This window comes from Vogesella indigofera (genome assembly GCF_003633895.1).
GTDB lineage: Bacteria > Pseudomonadota > Gammaproteobacteria > Burkholderiales > Chromobacteriaceae > Vogesella > Vogesella indigofera.
The window spans coordinates 1-16,023 of sequence record NZ_RBID01000014.1 but is presented as its reverse complement, the minus strand read 5'-3'; the positions used below and the strand labels follow the sequence as shown (position 1 = coordinate 16,023).

At 52.0% G+C, this 16,023-nt stretch carries 15 protein-coding genes; all 15 read left to right on the top strand.

The annotated features are described in order from the left end of the window. Positions 1-41: 41 nt before the first annotated feature. The 15 genes from C8E02_RS08170 to C8E02_RS08105 all read left to right on the top strand — a co-directional run bounded on the left by C8E02_RS08170 (position 42) and on the right by C8E02_RS08105 (position 15,700). On the top strand, positions 42-1,334 hold the full coding sequence (locus tag C8E02_RS08170) for an N-acetyl sugar amidotransferase (protein WP_120810415.1): 1,293 nt from the start codon (positions 42-44) through the stop codon (positions 1,332-1,334). Positions 1,335-1,361: 27 nt separating this feature from the next. Then, positions 1,362-2,066 (top strand): acylneuraminate cytidylyltransferase family protein, encoded by a 705-nt coding sequence (locus C8E02_RS08165; RefSeq protein WP_120810414.1) that lies wholly within the window; start codon positions 1,362-1,364, stop codon positions 2,064-2,066. A gap of 43 nt (positions 2,067-2,109) precedes the next feature. After that, positions 2,110-2,880 (top strand): imidazole glycerol phosphate synthase subunit HisF, encoded by a 771-nt coding sequence (gene hisF, locus C8E02_RS08160; protein WP_082133689.1) that lies wholly within the window; start codon positions 2,110-2,112, stop codon positions 2,878-2,880. Next, positions 2,877-3,545, top strand: coding sequence for an imidazole glycerol phosphate synthase subunit HisH (hisH, locus tag C8E02_RS08155; RefSeq protein ID WP_120810413.1), 669 nt, complete (start codon positions 2,877-2,879; stop codon positions 3,543-3,545). Before hisF ends, hisH (C8E02_RS08155) begins: the two co-directional genes overlap by 4 nt. Then, the gene (locus C8E02_RS08150; RefSeq protein WP_120810412.1) at positions 3,542-4,819 is read left to right on the top strand and encodes a lipopolysaccharide biosynthesis protein; all 1,278 of its coding nucleotides are present in this window, start codon (positions 3,542-3,544) and stop codon (positions 4,817-4,819) included. The genes hisH (C8E02_RS08155) and C8E02_RS08150 overlap by 4 nt, the downstream gene beginning before the upstream one ends. Then, positions 4,816-6,303, top strand: coding sequence for a hypothetical protein (locus C8E02_RS08145; RefSeq protein ID WP_120810411.1), 1,488 nt, complete (start codon positions 4,816-4,818; stop codon positions 6,301-6,303). Before C8E02_RS08150 ends, C8E02_RS08145 begins: the two co-directional genes overlap by 4 nt. Continuing rightward, positions 6,287-6,901: an imidazole glycerol phosphate synthase subunit HisH gene (gene hisH, locus C8E02_RS08140; protein ID WP_047966770.1), complete on the top strand. Its 615-nt coding sequence runs from the start codon at positions 6,287-6,289 to the stop codon at positions 6,899-6,901. The genes C8E02_RS08145 and hisH (C8E02_RS08140) overlap by 17 nt, the downstream gene beginning before the upstream one ends. Beyond that, entirely contained in the window at positions 6,901-7,662 is a 762-nt protein-coding gene (locus C8E02_RS08135; RefSeq protein WP_047966771.1) for an AglZ/HisF2 family acetamidino modification protein, read from the top strand. The genes hisH (C8E02_RS08140) and C8E02_RS08135 overlap by 1 nt, the downstream gene beginning before the upstream one ends. Next, positions 7,655-8,719: a hypothetical protein gene (locus C8E02_RS17220; RefSeq protein WP_147424475.1), complete on the top strand. Its 1,065-nt coding sequence runs from the start codon at positions 7,655-7,657 to the stop codon at positions 8,717-8,719. Before C8E02_RS08135 ends, C8E02_RS17220 begins: the two co-directional genes overlap by 8 nt. 139 nt (positions 8,720-8,858) lie before the next feature. Next, the gene (locus tag C8E02_RS08130) at positions 8,859-9,971 is read left to right on the top strand and encodes an N-acetyl sugar amidotransferase (RefSeq protein WP_120810410.1); all 1,113 of its coding nucleotides are present in this window, start codon (positions 8,859-8,861) and stop codon (positions 9,969-9,971) included. Next, complete coding sequence (locus tag C8E02_RS08125) at positions 9,968-11,185, top strand: glycosyltransferase family 4 protein (protein WP_120810409.1); 1,218 nt, start codon at positions 9,968-9,970, stop codon at positions 11,183-11,185. The genes C8E02_RS08130 and C8E02_RS08125 overlap by 4 nt, the downstream gene beginning before the upstream one ends. Before the next feature lie 8 nt (positions 11,186-11,193). Then, on the top strand, positions 11,194-12,222 hold the full coding sequence (locus C8E02_RS08120) for a polysaccharide biosynthesis protein (RefSeq protein WP_120810408.1): 1,029 nt from the start codon (positions 11,194-11,196) through the stop codon (positions 12,220-12,222). A gap of 2 nt (positions 12,223-12,224) precedes the next feature. Further along, on the top strand, positions 12,225-13,340 hold the full coding sequence (gene wbjC / locus C8E02_RS08115; protein WP_120810407.1) for a UDP-2-acetamido-2,6-beta-L-arabino-hexul-4-ose reductase: 1,116 nt from the start codon (positions 12,225-12,227) through the stop codon (positions 13,338-13,340). 9 nt (positions 13,341-13,349) lie between these two features. Next, positions 13,350-14,486, top strand: coding sequence for a non-hydrolyzing UDP-N-acetylglucosamine 2-epimerase (gene wecB / locus C8E02_RS08110; RefSeq protein ID WP_120810406.1), 1,137 nt, complete (start codon positions 13,350-13,352; stop codon positions 14,484-14,486). Between the two features lie 11 nt (positions 14,487-14,497). Continuing rightward, the gene (locus tag C8E02_RS08105) at positions 14,498-15,700 is read left to right on the top strand and encodes a glycosyltransferase family 4 protein (RefSeq protein WP_047966794.1); all 1,203 of its coding nucleotides are present in this window, start codon (positions 14,498-14,500) and stop codon (positions 15,698-15,700) included. The last annotated feature ends 323 nt before the right edge of the window (positions 15,701-16,023 follow it).

The window sequence follows — 16,023 nt, the reverse complement described above, 5'->3', positions numbered from 1 at the left end:
CGAACAAATTGATAAGTTTACAGCATACCTGAAGGAAACATATGAAGATCGGACCATCACCCTCCGTTGATCTCTCCCGGTACACAAAACCTGAGGAGGAACTGGATGTCTTGTATGGACTGCCACGACATGTGCAGTTCTGCAAGAAATGCAACATGTCCAATCAGCAACCCATGTCGAGCAATGAGTATGCGCATAGCAAGGACTCCAAGAAAACGACCATGTCGTTTGATGAGAATGGCGTCTGCCATGCTTGCAACTTTAACGAACTGAAAGAAACGGGCGAAATTGATTGGGAAGAGCGCGAACGTGAGCTTATCGAGCTGTGCAATCAATACCGTCGCAATGATGGCAGTTATGACTGCATAGTGGGTGGCAGCGGAGGCAAGGATAGCGCTATGCAATCCCACCTCCTCAAGTACAAGTATGGAATGAATCCGCTGACCGTAACATGGTCTCCTCACCTTTACACTGAGATTGGCTGGAAGAACTTCCAGAACTGGTTGCATGTCGGTGGTTTCGATAATTACCTGTATACGCCCAATGGAAAAATTCATCGCTTGCTGACACGCAATGCAACAATCAATCTGCTACACCCATTCCAGCCATTCATTCTTGGCCAGAAAACTTTTGTTGCAAAGATGGCAGCACGTTTGAATATTCCGTTGATTTTCTATGGCGAAATGCCTGGCGAATACGGTGAAAAGATTTCCCATAAAACGTCTTCTTATGCGGGAAAAGACCAACAGACAGAAAGTGAAGGCTTCTCGCTGGACTACCTTGGTGGCAAGGATGTCCGGGATGTATTCCTCGGAGGCAAGCAGATTGGTAGCTATCTGGATGACGGCGTGCCGCTGGTTGATCTGATGAGCTATCTGCCCATGGATCCAGAAGTGCTGCACAAGAAAGGTATCGAGTTCAAATACCTTGGTTACTATAAAAAATGGGTACCACAAGAGGCTTATTACTATGCCGTCGAGCATACCGGCTTTGAAGCCAACCCGGTTCGCACCGAAGGCACCTATTCGAAGTACAACAGCCTTGACGACAAGGTAGATGGGTTCTTCTACTACACTCGCTGGATCAAATTCGGCGTAGGCCGAGCGATGATGGATTCAGCACAGGAGATTCGCAACCATCACATCACCAAGGATGAAGGCATCGCGCTGATGAACCGCTATGAAGGTGAATATCCTTCGCGTTATGAGAAAGAATTCCTCGACTATATCAGCATGACGAGAGAAGAATTCTTCGAAACTTGTGATCGTTTCCGTTCGCCCCACCTCTGGCAGGTTGTTGATGGCAATTGGAAACTGCGGCATGCTCCCGAATAACCGGCTCGACGTAGATCAACATCTCAATTGAATAGCAATAAAACAAACAATCAAGGCAAGCAGTTGCTTGCCTTGATTACAGCCAGGGGCGGCTCGAAAGGGTTGCCACGCAAAAACGTACTGCCCGCTAACGGCAAACCGCTCATCGCCTGGACGGTCACTGCCGCGCTAGAGGCGCAGTGTGTTGACCGGGTAGTTTTGTCGACCGATGACGACGAGATCATGTCGGTGGCAACCGCTTGGGGCTGCGAAGTCCCCTTTCGCCGCCCCAGTGAACTGGCCAGCGATACTGCCAGTTCCATGGATGTCGTATTGCACGCTCTAGACCAGCTGCCCGACCACAGCTTTATAGCACTGCTACAGCCAACCTCACCTCTGCGTACCGGGACCGATATCGATGCGGCCTTTGCACTACTGCAATCCAGTGGCGCTCCGAGTTGCGTATCGGTATGCGAGGCGGAACAATCGCCCTACTGGATGTATCGCTTGGGGGAAAATGGCAGACTGCAAAGCCTCCTCCCGGAGCGGAGCACGGCAAGCCGACGGCAGGACCTGCCTGCCGTGTATGTTCTCAACGGCGCAATATACATCGCACGGGTTGACTGGCTGCGCACCACAAAAAGCTTCCTTGCCGAGGATAGCATCGCCTACGTCATGCCAAGAGAAAGGTCTATCGATATTGACAATGCCGAAGATTTTGAATATTTCCGCCGCAAAGTCGAACAAAATTGATTTGCAGCTGTTCAGCTGATTAGACAGACCATCAGGAATAGAAATGGGTGCTAAAGACAGATCGGTTCGCCTGATTGCCAGGCTGGACGTCAAGGGTGAAAACCTTATTAAAGGGGTACACCTAGAGGGCCTCCGCGTAATTGGCGACCCGCAAGAATATGCTCGCCGTTATTATGAGCAAGGTGCCGATGAATTGATTTACATGGATATTGTGGCAAGCCTGTACGGCCGGTCGAATCTTGTGGAAATTGTTCAACGCACCGCACACGACGTATTTGTTCCACTGACCGTGGGTGGTGGCATCAGGTCGATTGAGGATGTCAGCAACCTGCTGCGCGCCGGGGCAGATAAAATCGCCATCAACACGGCTGCCGTTCATCGCCCTGAGTTGATACGCGAGGTTGCCCAGAAATTCGGTTCCCAGTGCATGGTGCTTTCCATTGAAGCCAAGCGTCATGGTGATAACCATTGGGAAATCTATACCGATTGTGGCCGAGAAAAAAGCGGCCTGGATGTGATTGAATGGGCCAAGCGCGGCATTGAGCTTGGTGCCGGTGAAATTCTGCTAACCTCCATAGATCAGGAAGGTACCCGAAAAGGCTTTGACCTTGAACTGCTGAAAGCAGTCAGCGAAGTGTCGCCTGTCCCCGTAATCATGAGCGGTGGCTACGGAGAACCGCAACACCTGAGAGATGTAATTGCCAACGGTGCAGATGCGGTTGCATTTGCCGATACCCTGCATTACACCCGGACAGAATTGTCCGAGTTGCGAAACATAGCAGCAGAAATGAATGTCAAGGTGAGAATGGAATGAAAACCACGAGGGTTACCATCGTCGACTATGGTATCGGCAACCTGTACAGCGTAAAGCGGGCTTTTGAGGTCTGCGGTACTGCCAGTATTTGCATCAGCAACGATCCGGCAGAAATTCTGGCCGCCGACCGTGTAGTGCTACCCGGAGTAGGGGCCTTTGCCGACGGCATGCGCGGCCTACAAGAACGCGGGCTAGACCAAGCGATACGTGAATTTGCCGCCAGTGGCCGGCCACTACTCGGTATATGCTTGGGCATGCAGTTATTCGCAACCACGAGCATGGAGTTCGGCAATCACGCAGGGCTGAACCTGATACCAGGCCAGGTCCACGCCATTCCGGCAGCTAGCCGCGATGGCACAGCCCTCAAGATTCCCTTTATCGGCTGGAGTCCGCTGCAGCAGCCGACACATGCCAACTGGGATGAAAGCGTGCTCGCCTCGCTCGCTCAGCAACAGAGCATCTACCTCGTGCACTCGTTTCATTACACACCAGACAAGCAGTCGCACACGTTGGCCACTTATCAGTACGGTGGGCATGACATTATTGCCGCCATCAAAAAAGACAACATCACAGGCTTGCAATTTCACCCGGAAAAAAGTGGGAAAGTGGGCTTGGCCATTCTTTCAGCCTACCTTAAACAAGAGCCAATCTGCAAACCATCATGAAACTGCGCACCAAACTCATCGGTGATGCAGCTATCTATACGATTTCCAATTTTGCTGTTGCCGGCGTTCCCTTTTTGCTGCTGCCGGTCCTGACCCGCATACTATCCCCGGAAGACTATGGCCTGATTGCCATGTTTACCATGGTAGTCTCTTTTTTTGTGGTTGCAGCGGGCCTCAATATACATGGTGCAGTAATGGTTCGATATTTCGAGCCAAAGAAATTCAGCATGCCGTGCTATGTCTCCACCACACTCTGTATTTTAATTATAACCACAGTATTGCTGGCTTTATTTGTCTGGATATTTTCAAGAAAAATACAATTGATAACCGCTCTGCCCTTGAAATGGCTGATGCTGGCAGTCGTTGTTGCTGCGCTCCAGTTTCTGGTGCAGACATTGCTCACCTTGTGGCAGGCCTCCAAGCAGCCGTTGAAGTTCGGCGCGCTGCGGTTGAACCACGCCCTGATGGACGGACTGGTCTCCATCCTCCTGGTGGTAGTGATGCTGTACTCGTGGCAAGGTCGACTGTTTGGCATTGCCCTTGCTTGGACAGTCACTGCACTAATCGCCCTCTACTGGCTGCGTCGTGAGCACTGGCTGACGCGCAATTTGAACATGGCTTATGCCAAAGATGCGTTGCGCTATGGTATCCCCTTGCTACCACATGCCATTGGAGGCTTGCTACTGGCTACCGCCGACCGATTCATGGTTACCAACTTTCTAGATGTCGCCAGCACCGGTATCTACCTAGTGGCGATACAGATAGGGCTGATTCTGGGAATAGCGGCTGATGCGTTTAACAAAGCTTTTGCTCCATGGTTAATGGAGGCCCTCCATAACGCGGATCTAGCTAAAAAACGGAAAATCGTCCGCAACACCTATCTCTACTTTATTGTGATCGTATTCCTAGCACTGGCCGGTAGTGTATGCGCACCACAACTACTGGGAATAATGGTCGGCCCCAAGTACCAGTCTGCCTCGCCAATAATTGGCTACATCATGCTGGGCAATGCTTTTACTGGCATGTACTACATGGTAACCAATTACATTTTCTTTGCCAGGCGCACTGAACTGCTATCAGTTTTGACAATTTCTGTCGGCGTGATAACCACCCTGTTCAACTGGCAACTCATCCAGATAAACGGCATAACTGGTGCCGCACAGGCATTCATGATCGGCCTGGCGTTACTGTTTTTTGGCGCCTGGGGGCTATCACAAATCTGCTATCGCATGCCCTGGTTTGACCTGACAGCAGCCAGTGCCATAAAACCATGACTCAAGAAAAACAAAACTACACACTCCAGCAGCTACTGGCGCTTGAGGATGACGAGGCCTTGCTGCAATTCAGCTGTCCAGGCTCCACTCTACCCGCCTGGCCGTTGATCCGAACTCACTTCATTCGGACACTCATGTCCGACCTGCTCTATACATCCGGCGGCCTGAATGCCGCACCGGGCAAGCCTAGCTTGCTGCAAATGGCCAGCTACCTAGCACGCAGCCAGTACCATAACTGGATAAACCGCCACGCCTTCTCGGCTGAGATCTGTTTCTTCACCACCGGGCTGGGTAATTTCAGTAAAGATCAAAAGACCCACGAACGGCTGGCCGGCTACTTTGCCAGCAGCTACCCGGAGCAGAGCATGCTGTATCAGGCTCAGGGCGACTGGACCTGGTGGCAGAATCACCACTTCAGCACCATACTGCACGCCACCCCGTTCAATACCTATCTGCACCTGATGGGCAGACTGAGAGTCACGGCAACCAATTGGAAGCTGGCCAACGCGATCATCGAGCATGCCTCACGCAACACAGTCAGTCGTCTTGGCTACCAGCTAGCATCAGGACAAAAAGACACACTCAAAACCGCCCTGTCCAGGCAGTTGGCCGCATTTCCCATTTCAGCGAATTACCATGCCAACTGGTTTTCTCGGCATAACACCAGACTTTTGTTTCTGGAGGCCGCGTGCTACGGCGCTCGCTCACTCCCCATACTTCATGCAGCAAGAATGGCAGGAGTGACAACGGCCGAACACCAGCATGGCGCTATATCCAAAGGACATGATGGCTATAACGTTGCTCCCACTCTGGCTGCCAGTCCTTCATTTCGCCAAACCCTGCCGGATTACCTACTGACCTACGGCAACTGGTGGAGCCAACAAAGCAATATGCCCGTTGCCAAGCTAGCCATCGGCAACCCTCACCTAGCCGAGTCGTTGAAACGATTCATGCCAGCAAGCTGCAGAAACAACCGCGTTCTGGTACTGGGAGATGGCATCGAAACACAGCTCTATCTCGACCTGGCTGCCCGGGTACACACAATAGCGGGTAAGCATGGCTACAACATCGTGTTTCGCCCCCACCCGCTGGAGAAGGAACGATTAAAGACGGTACCAATACCAGCAGGAGTAGCGCTCGACAGCAATGGTGATATATATGCATCGTTGCAACAGGCCACAGTAGTGATAAGCGAACTGTCAACCGGACTGTTTGAAGCTGTCGGTCTGGTAGACAAAGTAATTTTGTGGAAAACCGACAAATCAAGATTCGCCTACCCAGAATTACCATTCCCTGCCTTTTCCACAATGCAGGAACTGGAAATGCTATTATTGGGTGGCGACGCAGTTTCGGAAAGCCCCCCTTCTGCGATACAGGCGCATGAATTATGGCAGCCTAATTGGGAAGAAAACTACCGAAACTTCGTGGAAAAAACTATAGGCATCAATAATAAAGCCGGAGAGATGAATGGTAGTCATCATTGATTATGGAGTAGGGAATCTTGGCTCCATCCAGAACATGCTGCGCAAAGTTGGATGCCAAGCCATAACCTCCAGCGACCCGGATGTAATCATGAATGCCCCCAAGCTGCTGCTACCGGGGGTAGGCGCTTTCGACGCCGGCATGCAGTGTCTGACTGAGCGCGGTCTCAAGCCCGTACTGAATGATTATGTCATTTCGCGCAAAAAACCGGTGCTGGGTATCTGCTTGGGCATGCAGCTCATGACGGCATCAAGCGACGAAGGTAGCATTCCTGGCCTGGGCTGGATTGATGCTCAGGTCAAAAGAATCAGACCGAGCGACAGCACGCTCAAGGTACCACACATGGGCTGGAACCAGGTCAGACAGGTCAAGGATGACCCGCTGCTGACGAACTTGGTCACGGGCTCTCGCTTCTACTTTGTGCACTCCTACCATGTCGAATGCCACAACCCGGAAGACGTCTTGCTGACCACCAACTATGGCGGCGAGTTTCATAGCGCGTTTCGGCACGGCAACATTTGGGGCTTCCAGTTTCATCCGGAGAAGAGTCACAAATTCGGCATGCAGCTACTGAAGAACTTTGCGGAGCTTAACCAGTAATGTTGCAAAATCGAATTATTCCGTGCCTGCTGCTGAAAGGCCAAGGCCTAGTCAAGACCACCAAGTTCAAAGACCCTAAATATGTTGGGGATCCGATCAATGCCATCAAAATCTTCAACGATAAGGAAGTCGACGAACTTATCCTGCTGGACATCAGTGCCACCCGGGAAAAGCGCAAACCCAATTTTCAGCTGATCGAAGAAGTGGCCAGCGAATGCTTCATGCCATTGGCTTACGGCGGCGGCATTCATAACCTGGAAGACGCTAGGCGCATACTAAAATCCGGGGTGGAGAAAGTTATTTTCAATACTGCCGCGTGGAAAAGTCCGGAAGTGATCAGACAAGCTGTCAACGAGTTCGGCTCCCAGGCAGTAGTGGTCTCGATTGATGTCAAGCGTAAACTGCTGGGCCGTTATGAAGTGTTAGTGGAGTGCGGCAGCGGCAGAACCGGTCTGACTCCCGTTGATTTTGCCAGGAAAATGCAGGCTTTAGGAGCTGGCGAGCTGTTCCTGAATAGCATAGACCGCGATGGAACGATGAGCGGCTACGACTTGGAGCTGATCAGCAAAACACTGCATAGCGTCGATATTCCGGTAATCGTTGCCGGTGGCGCTGGCAGCATTGCCGACTTCAAGGCTGCGGCCAACGTTGGTGCCAAGGCGATGGCAGCGGGCGCCATGTTTGTCTTTCATGGACCGCATCGCGCGGTGTTGATTACATATCCATCCACCCTAAGCAATGGACATTGCGATAATGATTAAGAAAATCAAAAATTGGCAAGCATCATGTGTATTGCTAATATTTGTTTTCTTTTTTTGTGTCACTTTCTTACATTACATTGGAATTGACGCACTGGAGGAGCGCAATGATATTCAATTCTTTGCCGACTCATGGACTTATCACAAATTAGCAAGCAGCTCGAATGACTGGCTAGCACAGGATGTTAGCGTCATATCTGTAGGTGGTAACTTTCTAGGCCCGCTACTAATCTTAAATCTGCTCAATCAAAATTACTATTTAGTTCTGATTTTTAATTTTATTGTTTTTTCTTGGGGAGTGATAAAAATATCTCAAGAATTGAAGCTGGACTCATTAAAGTTATTATTAATTATACTAATCAACCCAACAACAATTTCCAGTCTAATCTCCATCAACAAAGAAATAATATCATTCTTGTTTGTTGCTTACACAGTATCGTTTTATCACCGCCGATCTTTTTTAGGCTTTATGTTTTCCCTGTTTTTAGCAATTCTTACAAGATGGCAATTGGCGATCTTTGCAATATTAGTTTTTTGTTTTCACTCCCCACTCAACCCTCTCAAAAACAAGAGGCGAACATTTATTTTCTTGACCCTACTTGCCATCTCCTTGGCATACTACATGGCCAACGAAATTCTTGCCCCTGTAATTGAAAGCTTTGAGTTTTCAGCAGATCAGCATGATGGATCAGGAATTTGGAACAAGCTAATTGAATTACAAGGCACAGGACTTTACATTCTCGCATTCCCATTAAAAGCAGCACAACTTTTATTTGGCCTCAGTTTTAATATTTTTGGAATTTACGACCATCAGGTTTTTTACAATGATGTTGTTCAAACCCTAGCTTCTGCAGCCTCACTTGGATTATTGCTATTGATTTTTTTAAAAAAAAATCCAACCTTAGAATCCAATGCAACTCTTGCCTCAATAATTTATTTGGCAATATTTTCACTATCCCCAATATTTACCCCAAGATATTTATACCCAGTTTACATCTACTGGGCCATATTTTACTGCCAAAAACAATATAACAAAAATACAAAAAAATCTTACAACTAGAAATATAAACTCACCAAGATAGATTAAAAATTCCTCCTATCTTTATGCAGAATCGCACAAAACTGACAAATACACGACTAGTTTTTTGGCCCCAACCAAAACACCATCACAAAACAATCCATTCAAGGTAAAATAAACAATGAAATATGCAACATGTTCAAATTGCATTATGGACAAATCAGACCCCGATATCCATTTTGATAGCCAAGGCCACTGCTCTCACTGCCATCGATATGAACTATTAAAAACTACTAGATTAATTTCCAAAGAAGAACGAAACACCAAACTGGATAGCCTCATCGCTGAAATTAAAGCCACCGGCAAGGGGAAACCGTATGATTGCATCATTGGCATCAGCGGTGGCGTCGACAGCACTTACGTTGCCTGGCTAGTTAAGAAATTCGGCCTGCGACCGCTGGCTGTGCATCTCGACAATGGCTGGAACTCCGAGCTTGCCGTTGCCAACATCCAGAAGACCTTGCAGAAACTGAATATCGATTTGTATACCCACGTGATCGACTGGGAGGAGTTCCGAGACCTGCAGCTTTCTTTCCTGAAAGCGTCCACACCCGATGGCGAAGTTCCGACAGACCATGCCATATTCGCCTTGTTGTATAAAATGGCCAACAAGTATGGCCTTAAGCATGTCATTACTGGCACAAACGTGGTAACTGAAGCAATCCTGCCAGAAAAGTGGGGGTATGGTTACTTCGACTGGCGCTATATAAAGGATGTTCACAAGAGCTTCGGAAAATCCAAGTTGACGACTTACCCACACTTTTCCCTAGCGAAACTTGGCTATTATGTTTTTGCCAAAAAAATAAGAATGGTTTCCATTCTAAACTATGTCGAATATGAGAAAACTGAAGCCATGCGGGTGCTGCAAGACGAACTGGATTGGGTTTATTACGGAGGAAAGCACTACGAATCGATCTACACTCGCTTTTACCAAGCATACATCCTGCCGCGCAAGTTCAATATTGACAAACGCAAAGCCCATTACTCCAATCTTATCTGCTCCGGTCAACTGAGCAAGGAACAGGCACTTGAATTGATGAAGGAGCCAGTCTACCCAGAAAACCTGCTACAGGAGGATCGGACCTACGTCATCAAGAAGCTACAAATCAGTGAGGCGGAGTTCGAGACCATCATGTCGGCTCCGACTTTGACATTCGAAAGCTACAACACCAGCCACTCACTCTTCGAGCGCGCCAAGAAGATTGTCAACACCACCCGCAGGTACATCGGATGAAACCGCTCAAGGTACTGTGCCTGCATTTTACCGGCGCATTTGGCGGGGCTTCGCGCAGCCTGTTCGAGGCTTTATCCGAAATGCCGGCCAAATCGGTTAGCCCGCTGTTTGTCACCCAGCAGGGTACTGTCGCAGAGTTTTTCAGCAAACTGGGGCCTGTAGTCGCAGCCAAGGGGCTTACGCAGTTCGACAATACCCGCTACAGCTACTACCGGGGCACCAGATGGCTGGTGCTACTGCGTGAAATCGCCTACCTGCCTTATACCATCAAGGCGCTGCGCCAGGCTCGCGCGCAGTTCGGCAGCGTGGATCTTATTCATGTCAATGAGTTCACTGGTCTGCTGACACTATGGCTGGCCAAGCGCATTTTTGATGCGCCGGCACTGGTGCACGTACGCTCGGTAGCCCGGGATGATCCCGCGTCCTGGCGCACACGGCTGGTGAACCGTTTGTTCCGCAAGCTGGCGGCAGGCATTGTGGCCATCGACCAGAACGTGCGAGCCTCCCTGCCGCAGAACATGCCGGTCAACATCATTCACAACTCTTTCCGCGTTAAAGAGCAAGCGGACACCGCGGCGGTGTCCAACGCCCTGAACAAGCTTTCTACGACGTCGTTTAAAGTGGGCTTTGTCGGCAACCTGCTGAAGGTAAAAGGCATTCAGGAATTGTTGCAAGCCGCACTGCTGCTGAAGAATAAAGGGCTGGACGTGGAGTTCATCGTGGTAGGTGACGATGCCAGACCATCGAAGGGGCTCAAGGCCAGACTGGTAAAAGCGCTGGGCCTGCAGCAGAATTCGCGCGCGGAGGTAGAGCAGTTTCTGGATCAGCACGCGCTGCGGCCAACCTTCCACCTGCTGGGCTTCACGTCGAATATCGGCCAGGTCTACAAGCACGTGGACGTGCTTTGCTTCCCCTCGCATTACGATGCCCCCGGCCGCCCTATTTTCGAAGCCGCATTCTATGGCGTGCCCAGCATCGTGGCGGTCAAGAATCCGTTCAGCGACACGCTGATTCACGGCGAAACCGGGCTGGCGATTTCGCCGAAATCAGCAGAAGAAATTGCCACTGCCATCGAATACTTGTTGAATAATCGCGAAAACTGCAGCGTAATGGGTAGTTCGGCAAAAGCACTTGCACACCGGAATTTTGATGTTACCAACAATTCCAGAGAGCTGCTGTCTATGTATCGCTCCCTTGCTGGTAAGCATAATTAGGAACCACCATGTTTAATGATAAAACGCTGCTTATTACCGGTGGTACCGGCTCATTCGGTAATGCCGTCCTGCGCCGCTTTCTGGCATCTGATTTACGTGAAATTCGTATCCTGAGCCGTGATGAGAAGAAACAGGACGACATGCGCAAGAAGTACGACAGTCCAAAGCTGAAGTTTTATATTGGCGACGTACGAGACTACCAGTCGGTATTGAATGCGGTGCGCGGCGTTGATTTCATTTACCATGCGGCCGCGCTCAAGCAGGTGCCGTCCTGCGAGTTTCACCCCATGGAGGCGGTGAAGACCAACGTGCTGGGCACCGAAAACGTGCTTGAAGCCGCCATCAACTGCGGGGTGAAGCGCGTGGTCTGCCTGAGCACGGACAAGGCGGTTTACCCCATCAATGCCATGGGTATCAGCAAGGCGATGATGGAGAAGGTAATTGTCGCCAAATCCCGTTCCAGTAATGGCACCGTGATTTGCACCACCCGCTACGGCAACGTGATGGCATCGCGCGGCTCTGTCATTCCACTGTTTACCAAGCAGATTCGCGCCGGGCAACCAATTAGCATTACCGACCCAAACATGACCCGCTTCATGATGACGCTGGATGACGCGGTGGACCTGGTGTTGTTTGCCTTCGAGCATGGCAACCCTGGGGAGATATTCGTGCAGAAAGCGCCAGCGGCCACCATCGAGACACTGGCCAAAGCGTTGACCGGGCTGCTCGGCGTGCCGGCGCACCCCATCAATATCATCGGCACGCGACACGGAGAGAAGCTGTTCGAGGTACTGCTCAGTCGCGAGGAGATGGTTGCCGCCCAGGACCTGGATGGCTATTACCGCATTCCGCCCGACCTGCGCGATCTGAATTACGGCAAGTTCGTCGAGCAGGGCGAAATCAAGATATCGGAAGCTGTCGAGTACAACTCCCATAATACGGCACGCCTGGACGTGCAGGGCATGCAGGCATTGTTGATGAAGCTGCGGTTCATGCGGGCAACCATTGATGGCGAACACGTAGAGCCCGAGGAATAAGCATGAAAGTGTTGATTACGGGTGCGAACGGCTTTGTTGGCAAGAACCTGCAACTGCATCTGGCTGAACGTAAAGACGTAGATGTGGTCTGCTTCACACGCGAACATGATGCAGCGCAACTGCCTGTCTTGCTGGAAGGGGTAGATTTTGTCTTTCACCTCGCGGGTATCAACCGGCCAGAGGACCCGCAGGAGTTTGCTACCGGCAACGCCGGGTTGACCAGCTTGCTGTGTGCCGCGATACGTGCCAGCGGCCGTCACCTGCCGGTGGTGTATACCTCCTCCATTCAGGCGGCGCATGATAATCCGTATGGTGTCAGCAAGCGTGTCGCCGAGGATGCCTTGTTCGAGTTACAGCGCGCTAGCGGCATACCCGTGCACGTGTTCCGTCTGCCCAATGTATTTGGCAAATGGTGCAAGCCGAATTACAACTCCGCGGTGGCCACCTTCTGCCACAACATCGCCCGTGACCTGCCAATACAGGTCAATGATCCGGCCGCCCCGCTGACGCTGGTTTACGTGGATGATGTGATCGAGCGTTTTATCCAGCTCATGGACGGTGCGGACAGCACCGTAGATGCCGATGGATTCGAGATGCTCGCTCCACGCTATAGCACCACCGTCGGCGAACTGGCACAGCAGATCCAGGCATTCCGCGACAGCCGCGCCACGCTGCTTACCCCCCGCGTAGGCACCGGCCTGATGCGTGCGCTGTATTCCACCTACGTAAGCTACCTGCCAACCGAGCGCTTTGCCTACCAGGTACCGCGACATGGTGATGCGCGCGGTGTATTCGTGGAAATGCTCAAGACACCGGATTGCGGGCAATTCTCGTTCTTTAGCGCCCATCCCGGCATTACGCGAGGCGGCCACTATCACCACAGCAAGACCGAGAAATTCCTGGTGATCAAGGGGCTGGCGCGCTTCAAGTTCCGCCACATGGGCACCGGCGAAACATTCGAGCTCGTCACCAGCGGCGAGCAGTCGGAAATCGTCGAAACTGTCCCGGGCTGGACCCATGACATTACCAATATCGGCACGGACGAGTTGGTGGTGATGCTGTGGGCCAATGAAATCTTCGACCGTGCCAAGCCGGATACCTACGCCAGCCCGCTGTAAGAGAAAACCATGAAAAAACTGAAAGTTATGTCGGTGGTCGGCACCCGACCCGAAATTATCCGGCTATCCCGCGTGCTGGCCGCCCTGGATGAGCACTGCGAGCATGTGCTGGTACATACCGGGCAGAACTACGACTACGAATTGAATCAGGTTTTCTTTGACGATCTCGGCATCAGAAAACCGGATCACTTCCTGAACAGTGCGGAAGGCAGTAGCGGCGCCGCCCACACCATCGGCAATCTGATCATTGCCGTTGATCGTGTGCTGGCCAGCGAGCAGCCGGATGCCATGCTGGTGCTGGGCGACACCAATAGCTGCCTGTCCGTGATCCCAGCCAAGCGACGCAAGATTCCCATCTTCCACATGGAGGCAGGCAATCGCTGCTTCGACCAGCGTGTGCCGGAAGAAACCAACCGCCGTATCGTGGATCACACGGCAGACATCAACCTTACCTACAGCACCATCGCCCGTGACTATCTGCTGCGGGAAGGCCTGCCCCCGGATCAGGTAATCAAGACCGGGAGCCCGATGTACGAAGTGCTGCATCACTACCTACCCCGGATCCAGTCCTCGGACATCCTGCAGCGCCTGCAACTGCAGGAGCAGGCCTACTTTGTGGTCAGTGCCCACCGCGAGGAAAATATCGAGTCCGAACAGGCCTTCTCCAGGATAGTGGGTGTACTGAATGCCGTGGCCGAGGATCATGACCTGCCGGTCATCGTTTCGACCCATCCCCGCACCCAGAAACGCGTCGACGCAACCGGTGCCAGATTCCACCCCCGGGTGCGTTTGCTCAAGCCGCTTGGCTTTCACGACTACGTCAGATTGCAGATGTCAGCCAAGGCAGTATTGTCGGACAGCGGCACCATCAATGAAGAATCATCGATCCTGAACTTTCCCGCCCTGAACTTGCGTGAAGCCCATGAGCGCCCAGAGGGGATGGAGGAGGCAGCAGTCATGATGGTCGGGCTTGCCACCGACCGGGTGCGCCAGGGCTTGGCAATACTTGATTCACAGTTGCGCGGCACCGAGCGCAACCTGCGTCTGGTTACCGATTACAGCATGCCGAATGTGGCCGACAAGGTTGTCCGCATAATCCATAGCTACACCGACTACGTGAACCGTGTGGTATGGAAACAGTACTGATGGCGCAGCCCATGAAAATAGCCCTCATCGCCGATACCTTCCCGCCGCTGCGCACATCCGGAGCGGTACAGCTGCGCGATCTATCGCGCGAGTTCGCACGCCAAGGCCACCAGCTGACCGTGCTGCTGCCCTCGGCAGAGCTGGCTAGCCCCTGGCAATTGGAAACGCTGGACGGTGTGCGCGTTCTGCGCCTGCGCGCGCCGCGTACAAAGGATATCGGCTATGTACGCCGCACGATCGGCGAGTTTCTGATGCCATTTTCCATGCTGCGCAATCTGCACAAGAGCCCGCTTGCCCAGGAACAATGGGATGGCGTGGCCTGGTACGCCCCCTCCATCTTTCACGGCCCACTGGCCAGCTCGCTCAAGCGATCGAGCAAGTGCAAGGGCTACCTGATCATTCGCGACATCTTCCCTGAATGGGCGGTGGACATGGGGCTGATGGGTCGGGGCCTACCCTATCGTTTTTTTTCGGCAGTGGCACGCTACCAGTACTCGATTGCCGATGTTGTCGGCGTACAGACCCCCGGCAATCTGTCCTACTTTGACCGCTGGTCACAACGGGCAGGGCGACGCGTCGAAGTGCTGCAGAACTGGCTGGCGGATGCCCCGGTCGGCCACTGTTCGATCAAGCTGGCCGATACCACACTGGCCGGACGGAAGATCTTTGTCTATGCCGGCAATATGGGCATCGCACAAGGCATGGCAATCATGCTGGACTTGGCGGAACAACTGCAGGCACGCGCGGATGTAGGTTTCCTGTTTGTCGGCCGCGGCAGCGATGCCAAAAACCTTGCGACGGATGCGGCGACACGTGGTCTGGATAATGTACTGTTCCATGATGAAATCCATCCGGACGAAATACCCGGTCTTTATGCGCAATGCAGCGTCGGACTCGTGGCACTGGACCCCCGGCATAAATCGCATAATATCCCTGGAAAATTCCTGACCTATATGCAGAGCGGGCTCCCCGTGCTGGCTAATATCAACGCCGGAAATGACCTTGCGGATATCATTCGCCAGGAAAAGGTTGGCTTTGTGTGCGAAAACAATTCGCTGGCTACCCTGCAACAACTTGCCATGACATTACTACAGGCGCTGGATAGCGGGACGCCATTCAAGGAGCACTGTCGTGCCCTGTATGCACGGCTATTTTCCACGGAAACGGCGGTATCGCAAATCGTTGTGGCACTCAACGGTGGCCAGAGGAAATGAACTCGGCAACAGCCGGTCAGACTGTATCAGGGACGCGGGGACATAAGGCCCCCTTTCTCTGCAAGCTAGCAAAATAGACTGTCTCCCACACAATCTGTTTTTTCGACTTGATTCACAGGTTCAATCCTGATTTTCGATAGATACGGTAAGCCTACTTGTGACTCAAGCCATAGTCTTCACATCCTGCAGATATGATCTGCCCCCGCCAGCCATACCAGCGATAAGGAGAGAAGTCCTAGGTTTGCATGGTAGTGGTACTGCTTGATAGTTCGGTGGCCCGCTGCTGGCGGTAGCGTGCCGCAAACACTGCTGGCGGTATCCGG

Coding starts and splice junctions, on each gene's coding strand:
- C8E02_RS08125 (WP_120810409.1), top strand. CDS start 9,968: ATGAAACCGCTCAAGGTACTGTGCCTGCATTTTACCGGCGCATTTGGC.
- C8E02_RS08150 (WP_120810412.1), top strand. CDS start 3,542: ATGAAACTGCGCACCAAACTCATCGGTGATGCAGCTATCTATACGATT.
- C8E02_RS08120 (WP_120810408.1), top strand. CDS start 11,194: ATGTTTAATGATAAAACGCTGCTTATTACCGGTGGTACCGGCTCATTC.
- hisF (WP_082133689.1), top strand. CDS start 2,110: ATGGGTGCTAAAGACAGATCGGTTCGCCTGATTGCCAGGCTGGACGTC.
- hisH (WP_120810413.1), top strand. CDS start 2,877: ATGAAAACCACGAGGGTTACCATCGTCGACTATGGTATCGGCAACCTG.
- C8E02_RS08145 (WP_120810411.1), top strand. CDS start 4,816: ATGACTCAAGAAAAACAAAACTACACACTCCAGCAGCTACTGGCGCTT.
- wbjC (WP_120810407.1), top strand. CDS start 12,225: ATGAAAGTGTTGATTACGGGTGCGAACGGCTTTGTTGGCAAGAACCTG.
- wecB (WP_120810406.1), top strand. CDS start 13,350: ATGAAAAAACTGAAAGTTATGTCGGTGGTCGGCACCCGACCCGAAATT.
- C8E02_RS08105 (WP_047966794.1), top strand. CDS start 14,498: ATGAAAATAGCCCTCATCGCCGATACCTTCCCGCCGCTGCGCACATCC.
- C8E02_RS08170 (WP_120810415.1), top strand. CDS start 42: ATGAAGATCGGACCATCACCCTCCGTTGATCTCTCCCGGTACACAAAA.
- C8E02_RS08130 (WP_120810410.1), top strand. CDS start 8,859: ATGAAATATGCAACATGTTCAAATTGCATTATGGACAAATCAGACCCC.
- C8E02_RS08135 (WP_047966771.1), top strand. CDS start 6,901: ATGTTGCAAAATCGAATTATTCCGTGCCTGCTGCTGAAAGGCCAAGGC.
- hisH (WP_047966770.1), top strand. CDS start 6,287: ATGGTAGTCATCATTGATTATGGAGTAGGGAATCTTGGCTCCATCCAG.
- C8E02_RS17220 (WP_147424475.1), top strand. CDS start 7,655: ATGATTAAGAAAATCAAAAATTGGCAAGCATCATGTGTATTGCTAATA.